At 72.2% G+C, this 25,374-nt stretch carries 21 protein-coding genes; 11 read left to right on the top strand and 10 right to left on the bottom strand.

Annotated elements, in window-relative coordinates:
* Positions 1–177: 177 nt before the first annotated feature.
* The 6 genes from cseC to ACIRHA_RS39860 form a co-directional block, all read right to left on the bottom strand.
* Positions 178–1,680 carry a two-component system sensor histidine kinase CseC gene (gene cseC, locus ACIRHA_RS39885; protein WP_403856193.1) on the bottom strand — a complete coding sequence of 501 codons (1,503 nt, stop codon included), beginning with the start codon at positions 1,678–1,680 and terminating at the stop codon, positions 178–180.
* A 22-nt stretch (positions 1,681–1,702) separates the two neighbouring features.
* Positions 1,703–2,431 carry a two-component system response regulator CseB gene (cseB, locus tag ACIRHA_RS39880; protein ID WP_403856349.1) on the bottom strand — a complete coding sequence of 243 codons (729 nt, stop codon included), beginning with the start codon at positions 2,429–2,431 and terminating at the stop codon, positions 1,703–1,705.
* Between the two features lie 48 nt (positions 2,432–2,479).
* The gene (locus ACIRHA_RS39875; RefSeq protein ID WP_403856191.1) at positions 2,480–3,124 is read right to left on the bottom strand and encodes a hypothetical protein; all 645 of its coding nucleotides are present in this window, start codon (positions 3,122–3,124) and stop codon (positions 2,480–2,482) included.
* A gap of 53 nt (positions 3,125–3,177) precedes the next feature.
* Entirely contained in the window at positions 3,178–3,729 is a 552-nt protein-coding gene (locus tag ACIRHA_RS39870; RefSeq protein ID WP_403856189.1) for a SigE family RNA polymerase sigma factor, read from the bottom strand.
* Positions 3,730–3,902: 173 nt separating this feature from the next.
* A complete protein-coding gene (locus ACIRHA_RS39865) occupies positions 3,903–4,802 on the bottom strand; it encodes an A/G-specific adenine glycosylase (RefSeq protein WP_403856188.1) in 900 nt (299 codons plus the stop codon).
* A 1,364-nt stretch (positions 4,803–6,166) separates the two neighbouring features.
* Complete coding sequence (locus tag ACIRHA_RS39860) at positions 6,167–6,832, bottom strand: phosphatase PAP2 family protein (protein ID WP_403856186.1); 666 nt, start codon at positions 6,830–6,832, stop codon at positions 6,167–6,169.
* 186 nt (positions 6,833–7,018) lie between these two features.
* On the opposite strand from ACIRHA_RS39860, the gene ACIRHA_RS39855 reads away from it, so the two are divergent.
* Positions 7,019–7,840, top strand: a complete 822-nt coding sequence (locus ACIRHA_RS39855) for a hypothetical protein (RefSeq protein WP_403856184.1) — start codon at positions 7,019–7,021, stop codon at positions 7,838–7,840.
* Between the two features lie 87 nt (positions 7,841–7,927).
* Here the strand turns inward: ACIRHA_RS39855 and disA are convergent, their stop codons facing one another.
* Both disA and radA read right to left on the bottom strand, forming a co-directional pair.
* Positions 7,928–9,052 carry a DNA integrity scanning diadenylate cyclase DisA gene (gene disA / locus ACIRHA_RS39850; RefSeq protein WP_403856182.1) on the bottom strand — a complete coding sequence of 375 codons (1,125 nt, stop codon included), beginning with the start codon at positions 9,050–9,052 and terminating at the stop codon, positions 7,928–7,930.
* A gap of 92 nt (positions 9,053–9,144) precedes the next feature.
* The gene (radA, locus tag ACIRHA_RS39845) at positions 9,145–10,551 is read right to left on the bottom strand and encodes a DNA repair protein RadA (RefSeq protein ID WP_403856180.1); all 1,407 of its coding nucleotides are present in this window, start codon (positions 10,549–10,551) and stop codon (positions 9,145–9,147) included.
* 241 nt (positions 10,552–10,792) lie between these two features.
* Between radA and ACIRHA_RS39840 the strand changes: the two genes are divergently transcribed.
* Positions 10,793–12,499, top strand: a complete 1,707-nt coding sequence (locus ACIRHA_RS39840) for a hypothetical protein (protein WP_403856178.1) — start codon at positions 10,793–10,795, stop codon at positions 12,497–12,499.
* 31 nt (positions 12,500–12,530) lie between these two features.
* Here ACIRHA_RS39840 and ACIRHA_RS39835 read toward each other — a convergent pair whose 3' ends face one another.
* Positions 12,531–13,412, bottom strand: coding sequence for a hypothetical protein (locus ACIRHA_RS39835; protein WP_403856176.1), 882 nt, complete (start codon positions 13,410–13,412; stop codon positions 12,531–12,533).
* A gap of 80 nt (positions 13,413–13,492) precedes the next feature.
* On the opposite strand from ACIRHA_RS39835, the gene ACIRHA_RS39830 reads away from it, so the two are divergent.
* The 4 genes from ACIRHA_RS39830 to ilvD all read left to right on the top strand — a co-directional run bounded on the left by ACIRHA_RS39830 (position 13,493) and on the right by ilvD (position 18,127).
* Positions 13,493–14,425 (top strand): Ppx/GppA family phosphatase, encoded by a 933-nt coding sequence (locus ACIRHA_RS39830; RefSeq protein WP_403856174.1) that lies wholly within the window; start codon positions 13,493–13,495, stop codon positions 14,423–14,425.
* A gap of 259 nt (positions 14,426–14,684) precedes the next feature.
* Complete coding sequence (locus tag ACIRHA_RS39825; RefSeq protein ID WP_266711285.1) at positions 14,685–15,509, top strand: sugar phosphate isomerase/epimerase; 825 nt, start codon at positions 14,685–14,687, stop codon at positions 15,507–15,509.
* Positions 15,506–16,114: a TetR family transcriptional regulator gene (locus tag ACIRHA_RS39820; protein WP_403856172.1), complete on the top strand. Its 609-nt coding sequence runs from the start codon at positions 15,506–15,508 to the stop codon at positions 16,112–16,114. Before ACIRHA_RS39825 ends, ACIRHA_RS39820 begins: the two co-directional genes overlap by 4 nt.
* 156 nt (positions 16,115–16,270) lie before the next feature.
* Positions 16,271–18,127 carry a dihydroxy-acid dehydratase gene (gene ilvD / locus ACIRHA_RS39815; RefSeq protein ID WP_403856170.1) on the top strand — a complete coding sequence of 619 codons (1,857 nt, stop codon included), beginning with the start codon at positions 16,271–16,273 and terminating at the stop codon, positions 18,125–18,127.
* 6 nt (positions 18,128–18,133) lie between these two features.
* On the opposite strand, the gene ACIRHA_RS39810 is transcribed toward ilvD, so the two are convergent.
* Positions 18,134–20,251 (bottom strand): PQQ-binding-like beta-propeller repeat protein, encoded by a 2,118-nt coding sequence (locus ACIRHA_RS39810; protein WP_403856168.1) that lies wholly within the window; start codon positions 20,249–20,251, stop codon positions 18,134–18,136.
* Between the two features lie 236 nt (positions 20,252–20,487).
* Between ACIRHA_RS39810 and ACIRHA_RS39805 the strand changes: the two genes are divergently transcribed.
* From ACIRHA_RS39805 to proC, 5 genes are all read left to right on the top strand, one after another.
* Positions 20,488–20,733 carry a peptidase gene (locus ACIRHA_RS39805; protein WP_403856347.1) on the top strand — a complete coding sequence of 82 codons (246 nt, stop codon included), beginning with the start codon at positions 20,488–20,490 and terminating at the stop codon, positions 20,731–20,733.
* A gap of 57 nt (positions 20,734–20,790) precedes the next feature.
* Complete coding sequence (locus tag ACIRHA_RS39800; protein WP_403856166.1) at positions 20,791–21,288, top strand: EamA/RhaT family transporter; 498 nt, start codon at positions 20,791–20,793, stop codon at positions 21,286–21,288.
* A gap of 1,204 nt (positions 21,289–22,492) precedes the next feature.
* On the top strand, positions 22,493–23,278 hold the full coding sequence (locus ACIRHA_RS39795) for an ABC transporter ATP-binding protein (RefSeq protein WP_403856164.1): 786 nt from the start codon (positions 22,493–22,495) through the stop codon (positions 23,276–23,278).
* A 71-nt stretch (positions 23,279–23,349) separates the two neighbouring features.
* Positions 23,350–24,087: an ABC transporter permease gene (locus tag ACIRHA_RS39790; protein ID WP_403856162.1), complete on the top strand. Its 738-nt coding sequence runs from the start codon at positions 23,350–23,352 to the stop codon at positions 24,085–24,087.
* Between the two features lie 113 nt (positions 24,088–24,200).
* Positions 24,201–25,025, top strand: coding sequence for a pyrroline-5-carboxylate reductase (gene proC / locus ACIRHA_RS39785; RefSeq protein ID WP_403856160.1), 825 nt, complete (start codon positions 24,201–24,203; stop codon positions 25,023–25,025).
* Positions 25,026–25,374: the final 349 nt, after the last annotated feature.

Genomic DNA, 25,374 nt, shown 5'->3' with positions numbered 1-25,374 from the left:
GGGGGGGGGGGGCGCGGGCGGGGGGGCGGGCGCGGGGGGGGGCCGCCCCCCCCCCCCCCCCCCCCCCCCCCCCCCCCCCCCCCCCCCCCCCCCCCCCCCCCAGACCGCAACTCACCGGCACCGGCACCCGCTCTGGGGCTCCGCCCCAGACCCCGCTCCTCAATCGCCGCAGGGGCTTCATAGGTCCGGCAGCCGCACCATCGGGAAGCTTCCCGTGTTCGTCGGAGCGTGTTCCGGCAGCCACAGCACGGCCACGGCCCCCTCCGCGGGGGCATCGTGGTCCGCCCCCTGCGGGCGGATGTTGCGGAACGTGAGCCGGGCCCCGAGCACCCGGGCCTGGCCCGCCGCGATCGTCAGACCGAGGCCGTGACCGTGCCCCGCGCGGTCCGCCGCGCCGGTACGGAAGCGGCTCGGCCCCTCCTCCAGGAGCTCCTCCGGGAAACCGGGCCCGTGGTCGCGCACCCGGAGCACCCGGCCCTCGACACTGACCTCGATGGGCGGACGGGCGTGCTTGGAGGCGTTGGCCAGCAGGTTGAGGAGGATGCGCTCCAGGCGCCGCGGGTCCGTCGTCACCTCGGACTCGTGGATCACGTGGACGCTGACGCCGTCGCCCGCGCGGGCCGCGATCCGGCGCTCCACGAACTCGCCGAGCATGATGTCCTGCAGCTCGGCCCGCTCGGCGGCGCTGTCGAGCCGGGCCACTTCCAGGACGTCCTCGACGAGCGTACGCATCGCCTGCGCACGGTCCTTGACGAGTTCGCTGGGCCGCCCGGGAGGCAGCAGTTCGGCCGCGGTGAGCAGACCGGTGACCGGCGTGCGCAGCTCGTGCGCGATGTCCGCGGTGACCCGGCGCTCGGCCTCCAGGCGCTGCTTCAGGGCGTCGGCCATCGCGTCGACGGCCTGCGCGAGATCGTCCGTCTCGTCGAGTACGACACCGCCGATGGCGCGCCGGACGCGGACATCGCTCTGACCGGCCGCGACATCGCGGGCCGCGCTCGCCGCCTTGCGCAGACGCCGGGAGAGCTGACCGCCGATGAGGACGCCGAGCGCGCTGCCGCCGAGCACGACGGAGATCGAACCGATGAGCAGCGCCTTGTCGAGGTCCTTCATCACGGTGGCGCTGCGGTCGGCGAACCGGGTGTGCACCGAGAGGATCCCGCCGTTGCCGAGCGGGACCGCGGCCCAGATGTCGGGCACGCCGCTGGCCGACTCCGACACGTAGGTGACACGGCGGCCGTCCCGGGTCTTCGCGCGCAGATCGTGCGGGAGCGCCGGGTCGTCCACCTTGAAGCCGACGGGCAGATTGCCGCCGCGCGCCTCGTACTGCCGCTGCACGAACTGGATCCGCTCGTCCTGCACGTCCCGCGCGTTGTCCAGCATGGAGACGCGGGCCGCGTTGTGCACGACGAGGCTGAGGGCCACGGCGACGAGCGCGCCCACGAAGGCGATGGCCACGCTGATCTTCCAGCGCACGCCGGTCCGCAGACCGTGCGGGATCCAGGAGCGGGCGGACTTCCACGCACCGCCGACCGCGCCGGCGTCGGCACTCGCGCCGCCCGCAGCCCCGGTGGTACCTGCTGCGCCCGAGGCGCCCGCCGTACCCGCCGTACCCGCTCCACCCGTGGCGCCCTGCGCCCCAGCCGCGGCCGTCGGCGCAGGTCCTGTCGTGCCCCTCCTCATATGCGTTGTCCCATCAGCCCGGTCAGGCCTTGAGCTTGTAGCCGAAGCCGCGGACCGTCTCGATCCGGTCCTGGCCGATCTTCGTACGCAGCCGCTGCACATGGACGTCGACGACGCGGGTGTCACCGCCCCAGCCGTAGTCCCACACGCGCTCCAGGAGCTTGTCGCGGGACAGTACGGAGCCCGGCGCGGAGGAGAACTCGAGCAGCAGGCGCATCTCGGTGGGCGTCAGGGCCACCGGCTGCCCGGCCTTCCTGACCTCCATGCCGTCCGTGTCGATGTCCAGGTCGCCGAAGTGCAGCGCCCCGTGGTCGGGCGCGGGGCTCTCCTCGGCCGCGCCGACGGCCGCCGCCGCGCCGCCCGCGTGCCCGAAGCGGCGCAGCACGGCGCGGATCCGGGCCACGAGCACCGCCCCGTCGAACGGCTTCGTCACGTAGTCGTCGGCCCCCGCCTCCAGGCCGAGCACGACGTCGATGGAGTCCGCGCGCGCGGAGAGCATGATCACCGGAACCGTCGACTCGTCGCGGATGCGGCGGCACAGGGAGACCCCGTCCAGCCCCGGCACCATCACGTCGAGCAGCGCGATGTCCGGCCGGTCCGACCGGAACGCCTCCAGGCCCGCGAGCCCGTCCGGCATCGCGGTCACCACGAAACCGTCGCGCTCCAGGGCGAGCTGGGTGGCCTCGCGGATGACGTCGTCGTCCTCGACGAAGAGGACGTGCGTCGGCTCGCCCTTGCGCTCACCGCCCATGCCTGCCATCCGATCTCTCCTCCACCACGTGGCTCTTCACCACACGGATCAGCCGCCGTCGTCCGAAGGCGCCGGGCTCTCCCCGTCCACCGCGTTGCTGTAATCGTTGTGCGTGCGGCTCTCCTGGGCGAAACCGTGCCCGCCCCACCGGTACGTGAGGATCTCCTCGCCCGACGGTGAGGCGACCGAGTCGCCCTTCTCGTACACCTGCTTGGTGACCACGAGATCACCCCGGTCGATCTCCGCGTACACCGGGGGCTCTTCGTCCTTGAACACATTCTTGTACGTGCCGCCCTCGTCGCGATACACGTACGTGCCGATGCCGACCGCGTCCCCGCAGGTCATCACGTTGACCACGACGTCGCTCCGGGAGCTGCCGGTCAGCGTTCCGTAGCTCACGTCGACCGGGTACTCGTCCGCCACGCACGGCTTCAGGTCGCGCTTGATGTCCGCGCCGACCTTCGGGTCCTTCTTCACCATCCGCACCGCTTCGGCGGAGCTCGGGGCGCTCGGTGAGGCGGAGGCCGAGGGGCTCGCGCTGCCCGCCGCCGTCGACCCGACCGGGTCCGTGCGGGCCGGGCCCTCGTCACGGGCGCCGGTGCCTCCGGTCGAGCATGCCGCGAGGACGCCGGCGAACAGCCCGATGGCGGCGAGCCCGGCGATCGCCGCGCTCCCCGCCTTCACGCCCCGCATCAGGGCGGAACGTCCCTGTATCAGGGACGTACGAATCCCAGAGGCACGTGTGCCTAGGCCGCGCAACGCTCCCGCTCCTCACGTTCGAGCGCGCGGCCGGCCAGTTCCTCGCGCTCCCGCTTCTCCAGCTCCTCACGGAGCCGGGCGAGGGCCCGGTGCAGCGTGCTCTTCACGGTTCCGGCCGACATTCCGAGAGCGGCGGCCGTCTCCTCTGTGGACATCTGCTCCCAGTGTCTCAGCACCACGACGCTGCGCTGCTTCGGAGCGAGCACCTTCATGACGTCCATCAGCAGGGCGCGGTTCGCGTGCTGCTCCGTCGAGTCGTCGACCGAGGACTCCGGGAGCTGCTCGGTGGGCACTTCCTCCAGCTTGCGCGCCCGCCACCACTCGGTCCGCGTGTTGATCATGACGCGGCGCAGATACGCGTCGGCCAGGCGCTTGTCCGCTATGCCGTCCCAGCGTCCGTACGTCCGTACGAGCGCGGTCTGCAGCAGGTCCTGGGCGTCGACCGGGTCGGGCACGAGACGCCGGGCGCTGCGCAACAGGGCGTCCTGCCGCGTCCGCACGTAATCTTCGAACCCGAGCACCTCACCGGCGTGCGCCATGATCAACTGCCTCCCGCTTCCCGCAATCCCCGTGGTCCGCACAGGTTGTGTGCGGTTACGAGGAAGAAGTTACGGAGGAGTTGTCACGGCGTTGTCCGTTCCGGCCAGCGGCCAACGCACGACTACCCGTCGGTTGTGTAACGAAGGGAGCCGCGGCCCCCGGAACGCCGGTCTCAGCCCAGCGGAAGCCGGTACAGACCGCCCGCGAGCGGCTCCACCAGGCCGTCGTCGACCAGGCCGTCCAGGGCCCTGGCCCGCTGCACCGGCTCGTCCCAGACCTGGTCGAGCACCGCCTGCGGCACCGGTTCGACGGCGTCCCGCAGCACGGCGAGCAGCTTGCCGCGCACCTGGCGGTCCGTGCCCGCGTACGTCTGGCCGCGCCGCGGCGGGCCCTCGTGCGCGGGCTTGCCCGCGAGCCGCCACGAGCACATCGCGGCGATCGGGCAGCGGTGGCACTCCTCGTTCTTGGCGGTGCACACCAGGGCGCCCAACTCCATGGAGGCGGCGGCCCACTTGGCGGCGGTGTCCTCCTCCTCGGGCAGCAGCGCGCGGGCGAGCTTCCGCTCGGCGGCGGTCGTCGCGTTCGGCGGGTACTGCACGCCGGCCACGGCGCGGGCGAACACGCGGCGCACGTTCGTGTCGAGCACCGCGTGCCGCTGCCCGTACGCGAACGAGGCGACGGCGGCCGCCGTGTACTCGCCGATGCCCGGCAGCGCGAGGAGCTGCGCGTGGCCGGTGGGTACGTCGCCGCCGTGGCGTTCCGTTATGGCGACGGCGGCGCCGTGCAGGCGCAGGGCGCGGCGCGGGTAGCCGAGCCGGCCCCAGGCGCGGACGGCCTCGCCGGGCGCCTCGGCGGCGAGGTCGGCGGGGCGGGGCCAGCGGGCGAGCCACTGCTCGTACACCGGGAGCACGCGGTTGACCGGGGTCTGCTGGAGCATGAACTCGCTGACCATCACGCCCCACGGGCCCGCGTCGCGGCGGCGCCAGGGGAGGTCGCGGGCGTGCTCGGTGAACCAGTCGATGACCGGTGCGTGCAGATCGGCGTTCTCGGGGTTCTTCGTGAGCGCAGTCATGGCACGTCCGATCCTGCCATGTACGGGGGCCGGGGCGGGGGAGCGTGGTGGGCGGGGGCGGGTCTGTTGCGCGGTACCGGGGGCGGTTCTGTTGCGCGGCACCGGGGGCCGGGCCGGGGCGGCACCCGTGGTTTTCGTTGCGCGGTACCGGGGGCCCGGGGTGGGCGCCCGTGTTGATGGGCGCGGGCACCGCACCTCGCTCCGGCTGTACCGGGGTCTGCTCATCTCCCACCCGCCCGCCCCCTCCGGGGGCTCCAGCCCCGACCGGGGCCAGGGTGTGGTGCCGTGGCCGGTGCTCGTCGTGACGGGTGTGCGGTACCGGGGTTCCGGCGGGCTGTACCGGGGCCGGTGCCCGTCGTTTCCGTTGCGCGGCACTGGGGTGCCGCCTTGCCCACCCTGCCGCCCAAGGCGGCAGATTGCCCAAGGCGGCGGCAGCCCCGACCGCAACGGGCGGGGGACGCGGGGCTGGCGGCGGATTACCCGAGGCGGGGCAGCCCCGTCCGCCAAGGGGTGGGCAGGCGGGGTTGCCGGCGGATCGCCTGGGCGGGGCAGCCCCGTCCGCCAAGGGTGGGAAGGGGGGCTTGCCGGCGGATTGCCCACAACGGTGGTCCCGACCGCCAAGGGTGGGCAGACGGGCTTGCCGGCAGATCGGCCTGAAGCGGCGGCAGCCCCGACCGCAACGGGTCGGGACGCGGGCGTGCCGGCGGATTCCCCGAGGCGGGGCAGCGCCGACCGCAACGGGTGGGCGGATGCCCCGAGCGGTGGAGTGCGGCACCCCGTGGGGCCGACGCCCCCGGAGGGGGCGGGCGGTGGGAGAAGGGCGGGGAAAACAGTCGCAGGGCAGAGCGCAGTTCGCCGGAGACCACGGGCGGACCTATTTCGCCGGAGACGACGGGTGGACCTATTGAGCCCCTGCGGCGATTGAGCAGCGGGGACCGGGGCAGAGCCCCGACACGTGGGAGCGGTCGCCGACTGCGAATCGCCCGGAGCGACGGGTGGGCCGATCACGTTGAGCCGCAGGGACCGGCGCAGAGCCCCGAGGCGTGGGCACAGTCCGCCGACAGGCTACGGATCAACCCGGAGCGACGGGTGGGCCGATCACGTTGAGCCGCGGGGACCGGGGCAGAGCCCCGAGACGTGGGCCGGGTGCGCCGGCTGCGAATCGCCCGGAGCGACGGGTGGGCCGATCACGTTGAGCCGCGGGGACCGGGGCAGAGCCCCGAGGCGTGGGCCGGGTGGCCGGGCGGGGCTCCGCTCTGGAAGCGGTCCGTACGGGCAGCCGTGATGGAGCGGGACCTGACGATCGGCAGAGGGGGGCATGTCCCCCTCTGCCGCCGATAGCGTCAGCAGAAGACGCAGAAGGTTCAGCGCCGGTGCGAGCCGCGCCGCGAGCGGGCTCCGGGCGTCGAGCCGTGCCCGGCCCCGGAGGGACCCGGTCCGGCGAACCACCGCACGAGCCCGTTCCCCGACCCCCGCATCGCCTCGGTCACCCGCGCTCCCGGCCGCGTCAGAAGGCGTACGACGAGGAACGCGACCAGCGTGCCGAGCAGCAGGCCCACCGCGACGTCGTGCGGATAGTGCACGCCCACGAAGACGCGCGAGAACGCCATGAGGATCGCCATCGGCACGGTCAGCCAGCCCACCTTCGGCCAGGCCAGCGCGAGGCCCACGGCCGCGGCGGCGGCGATCGTGGCGTGGTTGGAGGGGAAGGACCAGTCCCCGTAGACCGGGCAGTCGATCAGGGACGGCAGGGCGCCCGAGACGGCGCGGCAGGGCCGCTCCTCGTCGATCCCCGACTTGACCACCTCGCTGATCACGTAAGCGACCGCGGTGGCCAGCGGCGCGAGCACCGCGACGGCGAAGGCCCTCGGGTCGTTGGCCCGCGCCCGCCACCAGGCGACGACGAAGAGCACGACGAACAGCAGCAGACCCAGTTCCGTCCACACCTCCATGAGGTGCTGAAACCACGAAGGGGTGTCGTGGGCGAAATCGGTGATGCCGCGATACAGGTCGGAGTCGATGGTTCCCATGGTGACGGACAGTATGCAATACCCAAGGCCTGCCACATCCGGCGATGGTCGTCGGCCCCACCTGACGATCGACAGGGGTCCGGGAGCCCGTTCGGCGGCCCGCGCGTGATGATGATCCGGAAAACTTGGGGACAGAGGCGGCGGGTGGGACCGGACAACGGCCCGATCTCTCGTAAGGTTTGGGGCGTGGGATCTCTGCGCAATCCGATCGGGCCGCTTCCCTCCTCCATCTATTGGCGACGGAGGGTTGTTCTGCTGTCCGTGGTGGCGCTGCTCGCGCTGCTGATCGTATGGATCGTCACCTTGGGCGGGGGCGGTGGGAACAACGGCGCCGGCGGCTCCGGCGGCAAGAGTCCGACGGAGTCCATCACGCCGGGGCCCGCCGGCACGGGGCCCGCGATCAGTGAACACCCCGGCGGCCGCGACGAGTCGGGCGGTTCCGGCGGCTCGGGTTCAGGTTCGGGCTCGGGTTCCGGCGGTTCCGGTGCGGGCTCCGGCGGCTCGGACGATGCCGCGGGCGGCGACTCCGGTGACGGCGGCGGTGGCAGCGGCAGCGGCAGCGGGGGCACGTCCTCCGGGGACCAGGTCCCGGCCGGCTCCAGCCTCCCGGACTGCACGGCGGGCGGCGTGACCCTGAAGGTGCGCAGCGTCCACAACTCGTACGCGCCCGGGGACAAGCCGAAGCTCCAGCTCGTCGCCAAGAACACGGCGGACAAGTCCTGCAAGGTCGACCTCGGGCCGAAGACGGCGGTGGTCACGATCACCAAGGCGGAGGACGACAAGCCGTTCTGGTCCTCCGACGACTGCCCGGCCGGGGCGGGCAGCATGGTGCTGCGGGCCCCTGCGGGCGGCACGGTTCAGCGGGACTACACGTGGGATCTGCGGCCGAGCGCACCGCAGTGCGCGACTCCCTCTGCGGGAGCTGCGTCGCCGGGTACGTATCTGGTCGAGGTGAAGGCGGCGCAACTTCCCAAGGTGCAGACGTCGTTCGTCCTCAAGGAAGACTGAGCCGGATCAAGCCCCTGCGGCTGGGCGTCTCGGGGCTCTGCCCCGGACCCCGCGGGCTCTCGTCACAAGAGCGGGGCTTGAATATGGCTACACGTAACGCTCGAGGATCGACGACTCCGCCAACCGCGACAGGCCCTCACGCACGCTCCGCGCCCGCGCCTCACCGACCCCGTCGACCGTCTGCAGGTCGTCCACACTCGCGGCAAGCAGCTTCTGCAGACCGCCGAAGTGCTCCACGAGCCGGTCGATGATCGCGCCGGGGAGGCGCGGCACCTTGGCCAGGAGCCGGAACCCGCGCGGGGACACCGCGGAGTCGAGCGCCTCGGGGGAGCCGGTGTAGCCAAGGGCCCGTGCCACTATCGGCAGTTCGAGCAGTTCCGCGTGGCTGAGCGCGTCCAGCTCGACCAGCGCCTCCGCGACCGTGCGCGAGCGCTTGGCGGTGGGCTCGGGAACGTAGTCCCGCGCGACCAGTTCGCGCTCCGGCTCGACGCCCGCGATCAACTCGTCGAGCTGCAGCGCCAGAAGCCGGCCGTCCGTGCCCAACTCCACCACGTACTCGGCGATCTCCGTGGCGATACGGCGCACCATCTCCAGGCGCTGCGCGACCGCCGAGACGTCCCGGACCGTGACCAGGTCCTCGATCTCCAGGGCGGAGAGCGTGCCCGCCACCTCGTCGAGGCGCAGCTTGTAGCGCTCCAGGGTCGCGAGGGCCTGGTTCGCGCGGGACAGGATCGCCGCCGAGTCCTCCAGGACGCGGCGCTGCCCGTCCACGTACAGCGCGATCAGGCGCATCGACTGGGAGACCGAGACGACGGTGTAGCCGACCTGCTTGGAAACCCGGTCCGCCGTGCGGTGCCGGGTGCCGGTCTCCTCCGTGGGGATCGTCGGGTCCGGCACCAACTGGACGCCGGCCCGCAGGATCTTGTCGAGGTTCGAGGAGACCACGATGCCGCCGTCGAGCTTGCACAGCTCGCGCAGGCGCGTGGCCGTGAACTCCACGTCGAGGATGAAGCCGCCTGTGCACATCGACTCGACCGTCTTGTCGGAGCCGAGGACGATCAGGCCTCCGGTGTTGCCACGGAGGATGCGCTCCAGGCCGTCGCGCAGGGCGGTTCCGGGCGCGACGGCGCTCAGCGCGGCGCGCATGAGACGGTCCGCACCGGAGCTTCCGCCGGACTTGCCGGGAGCTGCCGCCCGGTCATTGGCTGCCACTGCACTCCTCCGGATCGCAGACTTTGGGGTGCCCTGGGGCTCGGGGTCTCCGTCCCTCGCGTTCGCACGCACGGGCGAGACCAGGGCAAAGTCTACCGGCGCTGCTCCGGCTCCCGTGGGGCGTCTCGCCGACGACCCTTCGGCAGCACCCGCAGAGCATCCCCTATATCGGCGACTTCCAGGACCTTCATACCGGCCGGGATCTTTCCCGGATCGGTCGGGACCAGCGCGTGTGTGAACCCGAGCCGGTGCGCCTCGGCGAGCCGGCGCTGCACGCCCGTGACCCGCCTGACCTCGCCCGCGAGGCCCACTTCTCCGATCGCCACAAGGTTCTTGGGGAGCGGGGTGTCGCTCGCCGCGGAGGCGAGGGCCAGCGCGACGGCCAGATCGGCGGCCGGTTCGGAGAGCTTCACCCCGCCGACCGTCGCGGAGTAGATGTCCCGCTTGCCCAACGCGCTGATCTTCCCGCGCTGTTCGAGCACGGCCAGCATCATCGAGACGCGGGAGGTCTCCAGGCCGGACGTGGTGCGGCGCGGGGAGGGGATCTGGGAGTCGACCGTGAGCGCCTGGACCTCGGCGACCAGCGGGCGGCGGCCCTCCAGGGTGACGGTCAGGCAGGTGCCGGGCACCGGCTCGTCACGCCGGGTCAGGAACAGGCCGCTCGGGTCGGCGAGGCCCGTGATGCCCTCGTCGTGCAGCTCGAAGCAGCCGACCTCGTCCGTCGTCCCGTAGCGGTTCTTGACGCCGCGTACGAGACGCAGGCGCGCGTGCCGGTCGCCCTCGAAGCTCAGGACGACGTCGACCAGGTGCTCCAGGAGGCGCGGGCCCGCGATCGTGCCCTCCTTGGTGACGTGGCCGACCAGGAGCGTGGACATGCCGCGCTCCTTGGAGGCGCGGATGAGCGCCCCGGCCACCTCGCGGACCTGGGACACGCCACCGGGCGCCCCGTCGATCTCCCCGGACGCGATCGTCTGTACGGAGTCCAGGATGAGCAGCGAAGGCTTCACCGCGTCCAAGTGGCCGAGGACGGTGGCCAGATCGGTCTCGGCGGCCAGGTACAGGTGGTCGTCGATCGCGTGGATGCGGTCGGCGCGCAGGCGCACCTGTGAGGCCGACTCCTCGCCCGTCACGTAGAGGGTCTTGTGCTCCTCGCCGGCCGACTTCGCCGCCACGTCGAGCAGCAGTGTGGACTTGCCGACGCCGGGCTCGCCCGCGACCAGCACCACGGCGCCGGGTACCAGGCCGCCGCCGAGCACCCGGTCCAGCTCGGGCACGCCGGTGGACCGGGCCGTCGCCTGCGTGCCGTCGACCTGGCCGATGGGCAGCGCAGACGTGGCGACGCGGCCCGGTGCGGTGGTGCGCACGGCGGGCGCGCCGTACTCGTCGACCGTCCCCCACGCCTGGCACTCGGGGCAGCGGCCCAGCCACTTGGCCGTCTGCCAGCCGCACTCGGTGCAGCGGTAGGACGGACGGTCCTTGGATTTGGTACGGGCAGCCATGAACGGAACCGTAGCGGGCAGGACTGACAACACGGCGAGGGTGTGCCGCTGCGGGACGTTGCAGGACGTTGCGGGACCGACGACACGGCGTGCGCGTGCCGTCGGCGGTCGCCCCGCGTAGCCGCGCTGGCCACGGAATGACGGGTTCCTGTCCTCTTTTGAGGGATCGTTTCACCCGTAAGGATTAAATGTGCTCAAGGGGGAGGAAGCCCCCTCGTGGTGCGCCTACGGTCGCACGGTGATGAGCAGCAGGCCGGAAACTCCCACACAGACCACCGGCGCACACCGGGCGCACCGCCCCGGGGCGAGGCGGCAGGAGCCGCGCACCGCCCCGCAGCGCCCGCCTGCCCGCTACGAGTCCTGTCTGGACGGCCTGTTCACCTACTGCCTCTCCGTCCTCTGCGATCACGACGAGGCGACCTCGGCGCTCGGCGACGCCCTCGCGCTCGCCGAGCGGCGCGGCTCCCGCGCCCCGGCCGGCGACTCGCCCGCCGAGCGCAGGGCCTGGCTCTACGCGCTGGCCCGCTGGTCCTGCCTGCGCCGTCTGGCCGAGGCCAATCGGCGGCGTCAGAGCGCACAGGAGGACAGCCGGTCCCGCGACGGCCGGCCCCAGGACGGTCTCCTCCAGGAGGAGCGCAGGCGGCAGCTCGCCCAGCTCGCCTGGCCGGAAGCCGCGGGCACGACCCCGGAGCAGCGCGAGGCCCTGGAGCTGGCCGTGCGCCACCAGCTGTCGCCCCGCGAGGTCGCCGCCGTCCTCGGCACCGACCCCACCGGCACCCGCGAGCTGCTCTCGGCCGCGGCCTGCGAGGTCGAGCGGACCCGCGCCGCGCTCGCCGTCGTCGAGACCGGCACCTGCCCCAGCGTCGCCCGCCTCACCGGGGACAACCAGGTGCTGCTCTCGGCCGCCCTGCGCCGCGAGCTGGTCCGGCACGTCGACGACTGTCCGCGCTGCCGCCGCACCGCCGAGCGCGCCGCGCCCCGCGCCTGGCCCGGCACCTCGGTGACGCCCGCCGCACTGCCGCTCGTGGAGGCCCCGCGCCCCGCCCTGCACTTCGCGATGCACGGCCGGCACCCCGGCGCCCCGCGCTTCGACCGGCGCGGCTACCCGATGGACCCCAAGGACCGGGCGGCCCGCCGCGACCGGCTGCGCTCGCGTGCCGTGACGACGACCGTGGTCGCCACCGTCGTCGCCGCCCCGGTGCTCGCCCTGTGGGCCGCCTACCGAGGCGCTCCGCTGACCGGCGAGGCCGCCGACGGCCGCTCCGTGACGGCCAGCGAGGACGGCACGGCGGACAGCCTCGACGGCGAGCGGACCGGCGGCGCGTACGAGAACGCGGGGAACGCGCGGACGAGCCCCGACCCGAGCTTCACCAAGGGCAGCCGCTCACCCGACGTCTCCGTAGAGGTCACATCGCCGCCCACGCGCGCGGGGCGCGGCCCCGGCCGCATCACCGTGGAGGCACAGCCCAGCGGGAACTCGACGGCGATCACGCTCACCGCGTCGGGCCGCTCGCCCGTCGACTGGACGGCCTCCACGGACGCGTCATGGCTGTATCTGAGCCAGGCCTCGGGAACGCTGCGCCCCGGCGAGTCGCTCACGATCCACGTCTACGTGGACGCGTACCGGGAGCCGCGCGGGCACTGGACGGCGCACGTCGGGATCGACCCCTCCGGTGCGGTCATCTCCCTTGAGGGGTACGGGGGTTCCGGCTCCGGTGGCGGCGGCGGTACCTCCCGGCCCTCGCCGTCCCATTCCGTCCCCTCGTCCCCGTCCCACCCGACGCCCACGCCGACGCACACCTCGCCCGATCCGACGCCGGATCCGACCGAGAGCTCGACGCCGAGCCCGAGCGACCCCGAGCCCACCGACTCGGCGCCCCCGTCCGACACGGCGTCGCCCTCAGGGACCGGAGGGTCCGGGACGGGCTCGCCGTCAGGGACTCCCTGACCGCCCGTCCCCGGACTTCCGGATGTGTGCGTTACGCCGGGTCGGCCGGGTGCGGGGCGATGAGCGGGAGTCCCTTGGGTGCGGCCGCGAGACGCTCCTCGCACAGCTCGACCAGCTTCTCGTAGCCGGCCTTGCCCATCAGCTCCGTGAGCTCGGGACCGTAACTGACGTAGACCGGGTCGCCCGCGCCGTGCGCCGAGGTCGCCGACGTGCACCACCAGTGCAGGTCATGGCCGCCCGGACCCCAGCCACGGCGGTCGTACTCACCGATCGAGACCTGGAGCACCTTGGTGTCGTCGGGCCGCTCGATCCACTCGTACGTACGGCGGACCGGAAGCTGCCAGCAGACGTCCGGCTTCGTCTCCAGGGGCTCGCGGCCCTCCTTGAGCGCCAGGATGTGCAGCGAGCAGCCCGCGCCGCCCTTGAAGCCCGGCCGGTTCTGGAAGATGCACGAGCCCTCGTACGGGCGGGTCTGGCGCTCGCCGTCCTCGTCCGTCGACACCCAGCCGGTCTCGGTGCCGATGTCGTGGTGCTGCCAGATGTCCGGCGTGAGGCGTGCCACGTTCTCCGCGACCCGCTTCTCGTCGTCCTCGTCGGAGAAGTGCGCGCCGAGCGTGCAGCAGCCGTCGTCGGCGCGGCCCGCCTGGATGCCCTGGCAGCCGCTGCCGAAGATGCAGCTCCAACGAGAGGTCAGCCATGTCAGATCGCAGCGGAAGATCTGCTCGTCGTCCGCCGGATCCGGGAACTCGACCCACGCGCGCGGGAAGTCGATCGGCTTCTCGTCCGCCTTGGCCCGCTGCTTCGATTGCTTCTGGAGGTCCTTCTGCCGGCCCTTCGGCTCCTTCAGCTCCTGCTCTGCCGACTTCGTCTTCTTGTCGCTCTTGTCGGCCTTGGCCTTTTTCGTCTTTGGCACCGCTCCAGAGTAAAGGCGTTGACGCCTTCGTCGGGACCTTCCCGGACGGGCAAGCCGCATGGAGCAGTAGCGTTCCCTATATGAGACTCGGTGTCCTCGACGTGGGTTCGAATACGGTCCATCTGCTGGTGGTGGACGCACACCCCGGTGCCCGCCCGCTGCCCGCGCACTCGCACAAGGCCGAACTGCGGCTCGCCCAACTCCTCGACGACCGCGGGGCGATCGGCCCCGACGGTGTCGAACTGCTGATCAGGACGGTCAGAGAGGCGCTGGAGGCAGCCGAGGACAAGGGCGTCGAGGACCTGCTTCCGTTCGCGACCTCGGCGGTGCGCGAGGCCAGCAACGCCGACGACGTCCTCGCGCGTGTCAAGGACGACACGGGCGTCGAACTGCGGGTGCTCAGCGGCGAGGAAGAGGCGCGGCTCACGTTCCTGGCGGCGCGGCGCTGGTTCGGCTGGTCGGCGGGCAGGCTGTTGGTGCTCGACATCGGCGGCGGCTCCCTGGAGATCGCGTACGGCATCGACGAGGAACCGGACGCCGCGGTGTCGCTGCCGCTCGGGGCGGGCCGGCTGACGGCCGGGTGGCTGCCCGGGGACCCGGCGAATCCGGACGATGTGAAGGCGCTGCGGCGGCATGTGCGGGCGCAGATCGCGCGCACGGTCGGGGAGTTCGCCCGGTTCGGGGCGCCGGACCACGTCGTGGCCACGTCGAAGACGTTCAAGCAACTGGCACGCCTCGCCGGGGCGGCGCGCTCCGCGGAAGGCCTCTACGTCCAACGGGAGTTGAAGCGGAAGTCCCTGGAGGACTGGGTGCCGCGGCTCGCCGCGATGACCGTGGAGGAGCGCTCCGAGCTGCCCGGCGTCTCCGAGGGCCGGGCCGGCCAACTGCTCGCCGGAGCGCTGGTGGCGGAGGGCGCGATGGACCTCTTCGCCGTGGAAACCGTCGAAATCTGCCCCTGGGCCCTCCGCGAGGGCGTCATCCTCCGCCGCCTGGACCATTTGCCTCCGGCGTGAGACCAGGGCCTCGGGGCGGGGGCCGCCGTCATGGGCACGCTGCACCGGGGCGCCGCCTTGCCCACCCTGCCGCCCAAGGCGGCAGATTGCCCAAGGCGACAGGGCAGACGGAGCCGCGCATATTAAGCCCCTGCGGCGATTGAGCAGCGGGGTCCGGGGCAGCGCCCCGAGGCGTGGGAGCGGGCGACCGCCACGGAACGGGAGGCGTGATCCATCGGGTGGGCGCCCGCCACAAAGCGGCGCCCCGTACCCTGTCCCCGTGGCAGAACCAGTGGTGCGCATCCCGGATGCGAAGGTCGCGCTGTCCACGGCCTCCGTGTACCCGGAGTCGACGGCGACGGCCTTCGAGATCGCCGCGCGCCTGGGCTACGACGGCGTAGAGGTCATGGTCTGGACCGATCCCGTCAGCCAGGACATAGAGGCCCTGCGCCGCCTCTCCGACTACCACCGCATCCCGATCCTCGCCGTCCACGCGCCATGTCTGCTGATCACGCAGCGCGTGTGGTCGACGGACCCGTGGGTGAAGCTCCAGCGCGCACGGGCCGCCGCCGAGAAGCTCGGGGCGTCGACCGTGGTCGTACACCCCCCCTTCCGCTGGCAGCGCCAGTACGCCCGGGACTTCGTACAGGGGATCTGGCGGATGGCGGGCGAGACGGATGTGCGGTTCGCCGTCGAAAACATGTACCCGTGGCGCTACCGGGACCGCGAGATGCTCGCGTACGCCCCCGACTGGGACGTGACCAAGGACGACTACCGGCACTTCACGGTCGACCTCAGCCACACCGCGACGGCACGCACCGACGCGATGCAGATGATCGACCGCATGGGAGACCGGCTCGGCCACGTCCACCTCGCCGACGGCGGCGGCTCAGGCAAGGACGAGCACCTGGTGCCCGGCCGCGGCACCCAGCCCTGCGCCGAACTCCTTGACCGCCTCGCCGTGAACGGATTCGACGGGCACGTCGTCATCGAGGTCAATACGCGCCGCGCCATGTCCAGCGCCGAACGCGAGGCCGATCTGGCGGAGGCCCTCGCCTTCGCCCGCCTGCACCTGGCGTCTGCCGCGCGGGTGCCGCGTTCATGACCGAGTCCGCACGCCGCCGGGGACGGCCTCCGCGCACCGAGGGCCCCGGCGCCCGGGAGCGGATCCTGGACGTCGCCCGCGAGGAGTTCGCCGAGCGCGGCTACGACAAGGCATCGGTGCGCGGCATCGCCAAGGCCGCCGGGGTGGACTCGGCCCTGGTGCACCACTACTTCGGCACCAAGGAGCAGGTGTTCGCCGCGTCGATCGAGGTGGCGCTCGCCCCGGCCCTCAAGGCCCCCGCCGCCCTGGCCGACGGGCCCCTCGACGAGGTCGGCGAGCGTATGACCCGGTTCTTCTTCGGCGTCTGGGAGGCGCCCGAGACGCGGGTCCCGCTCCTCGCGATCCTGCGCTCCGCCGTGAACAACGACGTGGCCGCGGGCGTCCTGCGCCGGCTCGTCGCCTCCCGGCTGCTCGCGAGCATCGCCCAGCGGCTCGACCTGCCCAAGGACGAGGCCGAGCTGCGGGTCTCGCTGGCCGCCGCGCAGCTCATGGGCACCGCGATGGTCCGTTACGTGATGCGGGTGGAGCCCATCGCCTCCGCGGACCCGGAGCGGATCATCGCGCGGATCGCCCCCGTGGTGCAGTTGCACCTGACCGGCCCGTGAGCCCGAGCCGGCCCCTTCCGTACCGGCCGGTGAGGCCGCCCCTCCGTAGCACTACGTGAGACGGATGTCCCGGCATTCGGACAGCCTGTCCAGCGTTTGGATCGGCGGCGTACTCTCGGGAGCCAGTCTGATATCCCTCTGAAGGAGCGAGCGACGATGCCCGAGCTGAGGTCCCGCACAGTCACCCACGGCCGCAACATGGCGGGCGCACGCGCCCTTATGCGTGCCTCCGGTGTACCCGGTGCGGACATCGGCCGGAAGCCGATCGTCGCGGTCGCCAACTCGTTCACCGAGTTCGTGCCCGGTCACACGCACCTGTCGCCCGTGGGCCGCATCGTCAGTGAGGCCATCACGGCCGCGGGCGGCATCGCCCGCGAGTTCAACACGATCGCCGTCGACGACGGCATCGCGATGGGCCACGGCGGCATGCTGTACTCCCTGCCCTCCCGCGACCTGATCGCGGACTCGGTGGAGTACATGGTCGAGGCGCACTGCGCGGACGCGCTGATCTGCATCTCGAACTGCGACAAGATCACGCCCGGCATGCTGAACGCGGCCCTGCGGCTCAACATCCCGACCGTCTTCGTCTCCGGCGGCCCCATGGAGGCCGGCAAGGCGACGCTGGTCGACGGCACGGTCCGCAAGCTCGACCTGGTCAACGCGATCAGCGACGCGGTGAACGAGAGCGTCTCGGACGAGGACATCCTCCGTATCGAGGAGAACGCCTGCCCGACCTGCGGCAGCTGCTCCGGCATGTTCACGGCCAACTCGATGAACTGCCTGACCGAGGCCATCGGCCTCTCCCTGCCGGGCAACGGCTCGGTGCTCGCCACGCACACCGCCCGCAAGGCGCTGTACGAGAAGGCGGGCGAAACGGTCGTCGAGATCGCCAAGCGGTACTACGACGGCGACGACGAGTCGGTCCTGCCGCGCAACATCGCCACCCGCGCCGCGTTCGACAATGCGATGGCGCTCGACATCTCCATGGGCGGCTCCACCAACACGATCCTGCACCTGCTGGCCGCCGCGCAGGAGGCCGAGCTCGACTACATGCTCGCCGACATGGACGCCGTCTCGCGCCGCGTCCCGTGCCTGTCCAAGGTCGCGCCGAACGTGGCGCCCGGCGGCACGTACTACATGGAGGACGTGCACCGCGCCGGCGGCATCCCCGCGATCCTCGGCGAGCTGTACCGCGGCGGGCTGCTCCACGAGGACGTGCACACCGTGCACTCCCCGTCCATCAAGGAATGGCTCGACGACTGGGACATCCGCAGCGGCGCGGCGACCGAGGAGGCGAGCGAGCTGTGGCACGCGGCCCCCGGCTGCAAGCGCTCCGCCGAGGCCTTCTCGCAGTCCGAGCGCTGGGACACCCTCGACACCGACGCGGCCGGCGGCTGCATCCGTGACGTCGCCCACGCGTACTCGGAGGACGGCGGTCTGGCCGTCCTGAAGGGCAACCTCGCCGAGAACGGCGCTGTCGTGAAGACCGCCGGTGTCGACGAGTCCATCTGGACCTTCGAGGGCCCGGCCGTCGTCTGCGAGTCGCAGGAGGAGGCCGTCGAGAAGATCCTGCTCAAGCAGATCAAGGAGGGCGACGTCGTCGTCATCCGCTACGAGGGCCCCAAGGGCGGCCCCGGCATGCAGGAGATGCTCTACCCGACCTCGTACCTGAAGGGCCGCGGCCTCGGAAAGGCCTGCGCGCTCGTCACGGACGGCCGCTTCTCCGGCGGTACGTCGGGCCTGTCCATCGGCCACGCCTCGCCCGAGGCCGCCGCCGGTGGCGCCATCGCGCTCGTCGAGGACGGCGACCGCGTGCGCATCGACATCCCGAACCGCGGCATCGAACTCCTGGTCTCCGACGAGGAGTTGGCCGCGCGCCGCGAGGCCCTGGGCGGCGTCTACGCCCCCAAGAACCGCGAGCGCAAGGTCTCGGCCGCGCTGCGCGCCTACGCCGCGATGGCCACCAGCGCCGACACGGGCGCGGTCCGCGACGTGTCGCAGCTCGACCGGTAACCGGGCCTACCGTTCGTCCGCCGTGGCGGCACCGAATACGGTGCCGTCCGGCGCGCTCCCGTACACCCTCCCGCCGTTCACGACCGGCGCCGGAATGTCGGCCACCACCCGGTCGGAGCGGCCAGCGGGCCGGGGCCTGGTCTGGCCCACCGGACGCCCCGTACGCCGGTCCACGGCGAGCAGGCGACCGTCGGGGGCCGATACGTACACCCGGTCGGAGGCGGCATCGACGGCGGGCGCGGAGCCCCGGCTCACCGAGGTCTCCGACCGCCACAACTGCTTGCCCGACGCGAGGTCCCGCGCCACCAGCGCGCCGCCCGCCGCGAGCAGATACGCCGTGTCGCCGTGCAGCGCCGCCGTCGCGGACGGGAGCGGCAGCGACAGCCGTACGCGGCCCCCCACCGCCCCGTCCGTGAGGCGATGGCCGACGAGCGCGACGGTCTCGCCCGACGCGTTCCGCTCCGTGCACCAGACGACGCCGTCGGACACACCGACCGGGGTGGCCGTGCTCGGCGAACTCCGCTGCCAGCGGACGTCACCCGTCTCCGGATCCACCGCGCTCACCAGCGTGTTCGCCCCGTCGGACGCAGGCGTCGCCGCGTAGGCCAGGTCCCCACCGACGTACGAGAGAACGGGCGGGGTCGTCGCCGAACCGGGGAGCCGACGGTTCCACTTCTGTCTCCCGGTCGCGCTGTCGACCGCGCCGAGCGTGCCGTCGGGCGCCGCGAGGAGTACACGGCCCGCCGCCTGGCGCACCTGGCCCTGGAACCGCGACACATCCATCGACCAGCGGGTCTTCCCCGTATCGGCGGCCATCGCGACGAGCCGGGAGCCGTCCGGGGTGAGCGCGTGCACCAGCCCTCCCGACACCACGGGCGCCGCCCCGCCTACGTCCCCCGCCCCGCCGGACGCCTTCCGCTTCCACCGCACCGAGCCGTCCCGCGGATCCAGCGACACGGCCGACGCACCGGGCACGGCGCAGTTCAGGCTCCCGGCCCCGTACGAGCAGACGGGCGCGGAACCGGAGCCGAGCTTTCGCTGCCAGGGGTGGAACGTGGCGGGGGAGCCGGCCGGCGCGGTCCGGGTGCCGGTGCCCGAGCCGGAGTCGCTCCCCCAGAGGAGGGGCACGGTGAGCGCGCCGCTCAGGGCGAGGACACCGGCGAGGGTGATGAGAGTGCGGGGGCGGGGGCGCTTCTGCGGAGCCGGTGAACTCGCAGCCACTCCAGGGGATTTGACCGTGGAGGAGGCTTCGACCGGTTCCCGCTGCGCGGGTATGAACGCCTGCGTGTCGCACCGCGCCGAGATGTGCCGCAGCCGGGCCATCAGCTCGTCCGGCGTGGGCCGCTCCTCCGGATCCTTCGCCAGGCAGGCGAGGACGAGCGGCGCCAGATCCTCGGGCACACCGGACACATCCGGTTCGTCGTGCACCACCTGGTACGCCACCAGGTAGGGGCTGTCGGAGTCGAAGGGCCCGCGTCCGGTCGCCGCGTGCACGAGCAGCGAACCGAGTGCGAACACGTCGGCGGCCGGTCCGACCTCGCGCGGGCGGCGGAACTGCTCGGGCGCCATGAAGGGTGGCGTTCCGATCAACTTCCCTGTCTCGGTCCGCAGTTCACTGTCCTTGGGGCGCGAGATCCCGAAGTCGATGACCTTCGGGCTGTCCTCGGCGAGCAGCACATTGCTCGGCTTCAGATCACGGTGCACGACCCCGGCGCGATGGATGTCGCGCAGTGCCTCCGCGAGGCCGGCCGTCAGGTGCCGCAGCTGCGCGGGCGCCAGCGGCCCGTTCCGCTTGACGTGCTCGGCGAGGGTCGGGCCGGGGATGAACAACGTTGCCATCCACGGCAGTTCGGCCTCGGGGTCGGCGTCGACGACCGGCGCGGTGAAGGCCCCGCTGACCTGCCGCGCTGCCGCGACCTCCTGCCGGAACCGCCCCCTGAACTCGGGGTCCTCCGCGAACTCGGCGTGCACCACCTTCACCGCGAGCGGCAGCCCCGCCGCCGACCGCGCCAGATGCACGACGCCCATGCCGCCCGTGCCCAGGTGGGACTCGAGCCGGTAGTGGCCGGCGTACTCCGGGAGTTCCGCTTCCGCGCCGGTCCCGAAGCTGTTGTGTGACGGCATGTCCACCCCCGTGGATGACGTCGCGATCTCCGTGCACACGCGACGCACGGAGCCTAGTCGATGGTCCGACCGGTGGTTCGTACGGTACGAACGAGCCTTGCTAGCCTGCGTGTTCGACAGCTCAGCACATACATTTCAACGGGGGAGGGCCACACGCCATGCCGCTCGAGGAACAGCCCGGTCAGTCCGGTCGGTCCGGTCAGCCCGCTCAGTCCGTGGAAGCGGCGGCAGCGGCGATGTACTACTCGGTGGCCCCGGGCTACAACGTGAACGTCCGCAGCGGCCCCGGCACGCAGTACCGCGTGGTGCGGGTGCTGCCGCTGAGCGCGAAGGTGCCGATCTTCTGCCAGAAGCCGGGCGAGACGGTCGCGGGCCCGTACGGCACGTCGCGGATCTGGGACAACATCGGCGTCGGCGAGTACGTCTCCGACACCTACGTGAAGACGGGGAGTGACGGCTACGTGGCGCCGCGCTGCGCCTGAGCCGCGCGGGGGACCGGGCTGCGGGCCCCGCGGCCCGGTCCGGCGATAATCGAGGGCGTGAGCGACGAAACCGGCACCCCCAGCACCTCCCCGGCCCCGGGGCCCCAGCCCGAGGAGATCCGCTTCTTCGGCACGACCTGGGTCGACCACAGCGGCAACTACGGCCTGCGCCGGGCCGCGGTCGGGGTGGGCGCGCTCGTCCTGGCCGTCGCCGGCTGCTTCATCCTCCGATTCGCCTACGAGGGCTTGGCGATCGCGGACATCGGGTCCCTGGTGAACCTGCTCCTCATCGTGATGTTCGCGATCTGCAGCGCGCTCGCCTTCGCCCGCACCCGCACGGGCTTCACGGAGCGCCACGACCCCGAGAAGCAGGCGTCGCTGCGCGGCTTCATGGCGATCGGCTTCGTGGGCGTCCTGATCGCCTACGCCCTGCGCTGCCTGGTCGAGGCCCCGGGCGAGAAGCTCCGTCGCGAGGAGTACGAGACGGCTCGCGCCCAGTACGCCCGCCGCGCGGCGCGCCGCGCAGGCAACCCGGCCAAGAAGAAGCGCCCTTGACCCCCACGGGTCCCACGCCTTTCCCCGACGGCGCCTGACCACGTGTTTCGGTTCCTGCGGCGTGCACGTGATTGGCCCAGCTGCTGTCTCGCGTGATCCGTAGCCGCCTGGCACACCCGGCCCACGTGTCGGGGCTCTGCGCCGGTCCCTGCGGCTCAACGTGATCGGCCCACCCGTCGCTCCGGGTTGATGCGTAGCCTGTCGGCGACCGCTCCCACGTGTCGGGGCTCTGCCCCGGTCCCTGCGGCTCAACGTGATCGGCCCACCCGTCGCTCCGGGCGATTCGCAGTCGGCGACCGCTCCCACGTCTCGGGGCTCTGCCCCGGTCCCCGCTGCTCAATCGCCGCAGGGGCTCAATAGGTCCGCCCGTCGTCTCCGGCGAAATAGGTCCGCCCGTGGTCTCCGGCGATCCGCGCTCTGTCCTGCGCCGGTTTTCCCCGCCCTTCTCCCACCCTCCCGCCCCCTCCGGGGGCGTCGGCCCGACGGGGTGCCGCACTCCACCGCCCGGGGCATCCGCCCACCCGTTACGGTCGGCGCTGCCCCGTCTCGGGGAATCCGCCGGCACGCCCGACTCCCTCGCCCGTTGCGGTCGGGGCTGCCGCCGTTTCAGGCCGATCTGCCGGCAAGCCCGTCTGCCCACCCGTTGGGGTCGGGGCTGCCCCGCCTCGGGTAATCCGCCGCCAGCCCCGCGTCCCCCGCCCGTTGCGGTCGGGGCTGCCGCCGCCTTGGGCAATCTGCCGCCTTGGGCGGCAGGGTGGGCAAGGCGGCACCCCGGTGCCGCGCAACGGAAACCACGGGCACCGGCCCCGGCACAGCGACCGGAGCCCCGGTACCGCACACCCGTCACGACGGGCACCGACCCCGGCACCACACCCCGGCCCCGGTCGGGGCTGGAGCCCCCGGAGGGGGCGGGCGGGTGGGAGATGAGCAGCCCCCGGTACAGCCGGAGCGAGACACGGCACCCGCACCCATCAACAACAAGGGCGCCGCCCCGGGCTCCACGGTGCCGCGCAACGAAATCAAACCGGCACCGCCCCCGGCACAGCCCACCAGAACCCCGATCCCGCGCAACGAAAACGACCAACGCCACCCCAGCCCAGCCCGACACCTCCGGCCCCCGCAACACCCCTCCCCGCCCACCTTGACGCCCCCACCCACCCCGAGGATTATTCATCACATGATGAATAAAGACCTCCCACCCGCCATGAACACCGCCAGTCCCACCGCCAGTCCCACCGCCAGGCCCCCCGCCGTGACCGCCACCAACCTCACGGCCGTCCGCGGCCCCCGCCCCGTCCTGCGAAGCCTGAACTTCACCGTCCCCCGCGGCCAGATCACCGGCCTGCTCGGCCCCTCCGGCTGCGGCAAGTCGACCCTCATGCGCGCCGTCGTCGGCACCCAGGCCAAGGTCACCGGCACCCTCACGGTCCTCGACCACCCCGCGGGCCACCCCGAGCTGCGCTCCCGCGTCGGCTACGTGACCCAGGCCCCGTCCGTCTACCTCGACCTCACGATCCGCCAGAACCTCGCCTACTTCGCATCCGTCCTGCTCCCCGGCAGGAACGCCGCCGCCCACCGCCGGACCGAAGTCGACCGGGTCCTCACCGACGTAGACCTCGAATCCCACGCCGATGCCCTCGCCGGAAACCTCTCCGGCGGCCAGCTCAGCCGCGTCTCCCTGGCCGTCGCGCTGCTCGGCACGCCGGAACTCCTCGTCCTCGACGAGCCGACCGTCGGCCTCGACCCGGTCCTCCGCCGTGACCTGTGGACCCTCTTCCACGAGCTCGCCGCCCGCGGCACCACGATCCTCGTCTCCTCCCACGTCATGGACGAGGCCGAACGCTGCCACCGCCTCCTCCTCATGCGCGAGGGCGAACTCCTCGCCGACGACAGCCCCGACGCCCTCCGCGAGCGCACCGCCACACCAACCGTCGAAGAGGCCTTCCTCCACCTGGTCGACCAGGCAAACGCGGCGCACACCAACCACTGACGCACCGAGCAACGTTCAACGCCACCACCCACACCGCTCAACGCCCCCACCTACGCCCCAGGAAGCCCGCCATGAACACGTACCGCACCACCGCCACCGCGCTCCGCGTCCTGCGCCAGCTCCGCCACGACCCGCGCTCGATCGCCCTGATGCTGCTCGTCCCGTGCGTGATGCTCTTCCTTCTCCGCTACGTATTCGACGGCAACCAGGCCACCTTCAACTCCATCGGCGCCTCACTCCTCGGCATCTTCCCGCTGATCACGATGTTCCTGGTGACCTCCATCGCCACCCTCCGCGAACGCACCAGCGGCACCCTGGAACGCCTCCTGTCCATGCCGCTCGGCAAGGCCGACCTGATCGGCGGCTACGCGCTCGCCTTCGGCACCGTGGCCGTCGTCCAGTCGATCCTCGCCACGGGCCTCGCCCTCTGGGTCCTGGACCTCGACGTCACCGGGTCGGCCTGGCTGCTCCTCCTGGTCGCCCTCCTCGACGCCCTGCTCGGCACCGCCCTCGGCCTCTTCGTCTCGGCCTTCGCGGCATCGGAGTTCCAGGCGGTCCAGTTCATGCCGGCGGTGATCTTCCCGCAGCTGCTGCTCTGCGGCCTGTTCACCCCGCGCGACCAGATGCAGCCGGCCCTCGAGGCAATCTCGAACGTGCTCCCCATGTCGTACGCGGTCGACGGCATGAACGAGGTCCTCAAGCACACCGACCTCACCGCGACCTATATCCGCGACGTCGGGATCGTCGTCGGCTGCGCCGTCCTGGTCCTGGGCCTGGGCGCGGCGACCCTACGCCGCCGCACGGCCTGACCGGCCCTGCCCACCCGTCGCCGCCGTTCCGCCCACCGGACACCCACGTATCGCCGGGCCCGGCCGATGCGAGGATGCCACCGGACGGACGACGCATACGGAAGGCCCCGCTCATGAGCCAGCACACCCGCCACAAGGTCGCCGTACTCGGCACGGGCAAGATCGGTGAAGCCCTGCTCAGCGGAATGATCCGCGGCGGCTGGGCACCGAGCGACCTCATGGTCACGGCCCGCCGCCCCGAGCGCGCCGAGGAACTCCGCACCCGCTACGGCGTCACCCCGGTCACCAACCAGGAAGCGGCCAAGCAGGCCGACACCCTGATCCTCACGGTCAAGCCCCAGGACATGGGCACGCTCCTCGACGAGCTGTCCCAGCACGTCCCCTCCGACTGTCTGGTGATCAGCGGCGCGGCCGGCATCCCCACCACCTTCTTCGAGGAGCGCCTCCCGGAGGGCACCCCGGTGGTCCGCGTCATGACGAACACCCCGGCCCTGGTCGACGAGGCGATGTCCGTCATCTCCGCCGGCTCCCACGCGACGAGCGCCCACCTGACGCACGCCGAGGAACTCTTCGGCTCGGTCGGCAAGACCCTCCGCGTCCCCGAGTCCCAGCAGGACGCCTGCACGGCCCTCTCCGGCTCGGGCCCGGCCTACTTCTTCTACCTGGTGGAGGCCATGACCGACGCGGGCATCCTCCTCGGCCTCCCGCGCGACAAGGCCCACGACCTCATCGTCCAGTCCGCCATCGGCGCCGCCACGATGCTCCGCGACAGTGGCGAGCACCCGGTCAAGCTCCGCGAGAACGTGACGTCGCCCGCCGGCACGACCATCAACGCGATCCGCGAACTCGAGAGCCACGGCGTACGAGCCGCCCTCATCGCCGCCCTCGAAGCGGCCCGCGACCGCAGCCGCGAACTGGCCTCCGGCAACAACAGCTGACCTGCGTACGGGCCCGGGGCACGAAGTTGACACGCCCTGGGCCCATCCGTAGTGTTCTCCGAGTTGTCCGCCGTGAGCACCGACTCCGGTCGGCCCCCGGACAACCATTCCGCAAGACCTCTTAAATGCCCGACGACTGGCTTCTGCTCGGTCGTCGTCTGTATTTACGTGCATGTTTGCGAAATGAGGAATCCACGTTCGAAAGAACGCGACCCCGATTAGCTCGGGGGCCGGGAATCCGCTAAAGTCTCACTCGTCGGAACGGCCCAACAGCCGCGAAGACAAGCCCCTCTGACTGGGAATCAGGCCCGAAAGGATCTGATAGAGTCGGACTCGCCGGAAAGCCGAA

The sequence above is a fragment of the Streptomyces sp. NPDC102360 genome, assembly GCF_044766085.1.
Classification (GTDB): domain Bacteria; phylum Actinomycetota; class Actinomycetes; order Streptomycetales; family Streptomycetaceae; genus Streptomyces.
Note: the sequence above shows the minus strand (reverse complement) of the source record. Positions and strands in the feature narration are given on the sequence as shown.

Coding starts and splice junctions, on each gene's coding strand:
- cseC (WP_403856193.1), bottom strand. CDS start 1,680: ATGAGGAGGGGCACGACAGGACCTGCGCCGACGGCCGCGGCTGGGGCG.
- cseB (WP_403856349.1), bottom strand. CDS start 2,431: ATGGGCGGTGAGCGCAAGGGCGAGCCGACGCACGTCCTCTTCGTCGAG.
- ACIRHA_RS39875 (WP_403856191.1), bottom strand. CDS start 3,124: ATGCGGGGCGTGAAGGCGGGGAGCGCGGCGATCGCCGGGCTCGCCGCC.
- ACIRHA_RS39870 (WP_403856189.1), bottom strand. CDS start 3,729: ATGGCGCACGCCGGTGAGGTGCTCGGGTTCGAAGATTACGTGCGGACG.
- ACIRHA_RS39865 (WP_403856188.1), bottom strand. CDS start 4,802: ATGACTGCGCTCACGAAGAACCCCGAGAACGCCGATCTGCACGCACCG.
- ACIRHA_RS39860 (WP_403856186.1), bottom strand. CDS start 6,832: ATGGGAACCATCGACTCCGACCTGTATCGCGGCATCACCGATTTCGCC.
- radA (WP_403856180.1), bottom strand. CDS start 10,551: ATGGCTGCCCGTACCAAATCCAAGGACCGTCCGTCCTACCGCTGCACC.
- ACIRHA_RS39840 (WP_403856178.1), top strand. CDS start 10,793: ATGAGCAGCAGGCCGGAAACTCCCACACAGACCACCGGCGCACACCGG.
- ACIRHA_RS39830 (WP_403856174.1), top strand. CDS start 13,493: ATGAGACTCGGTGTCCTCGACGTGGGTTCGAATACGGTCCATCTGCTG.
- ACIRHA_RS39820 (WP_403856172.1), top strand. CDS start 15,506: ATGACCGAGTCCGCACGCCGCCGGGGACGGCCTCCGCGCACCGAGGGC.
- ilvD (WP_403856170.1), top strand. CDS start 16,271: ATGCCCGAGCTGAGGTCCCGCACAGTCACCCACGGCCGCAACATGGCG.
- ACIRHA_RS39810 (WP_403856168.1), bottom strand. CDS start 20,251: ATGCCGTCACACAACAGCTTCGGGACCGGCGCGGAAGCGGAACTCCCG.
- ACIRHA_RS39805 (WP_403856347.1), top strand. CDS start 20,488: ATGTACTACTCGGTGGCCCCGGGCTACAACGTGAACGTCCGCAGCGGC.
- ACIRHA_RS39795 (WP_403856164.1), top strand. CDS start 22,493: ATGAACACCGCCAGTCCCACCGCCAGTCCCACCGCCAGGCCCCCCGCC.
- ACIRHA_RS39790 (WP_403856162.1), top strand. CDS start 23,350: ATGAACACGTACCGCACCACCGCCACCGCGCTCCGCGTCCTGCGCCAG.
- proC (WP_403856160.1), top strand. CDS start 24,201: ATGAGCCAGCACACCCGCCACAAGGTCGCCGTACTCGGCACGGGCAAG.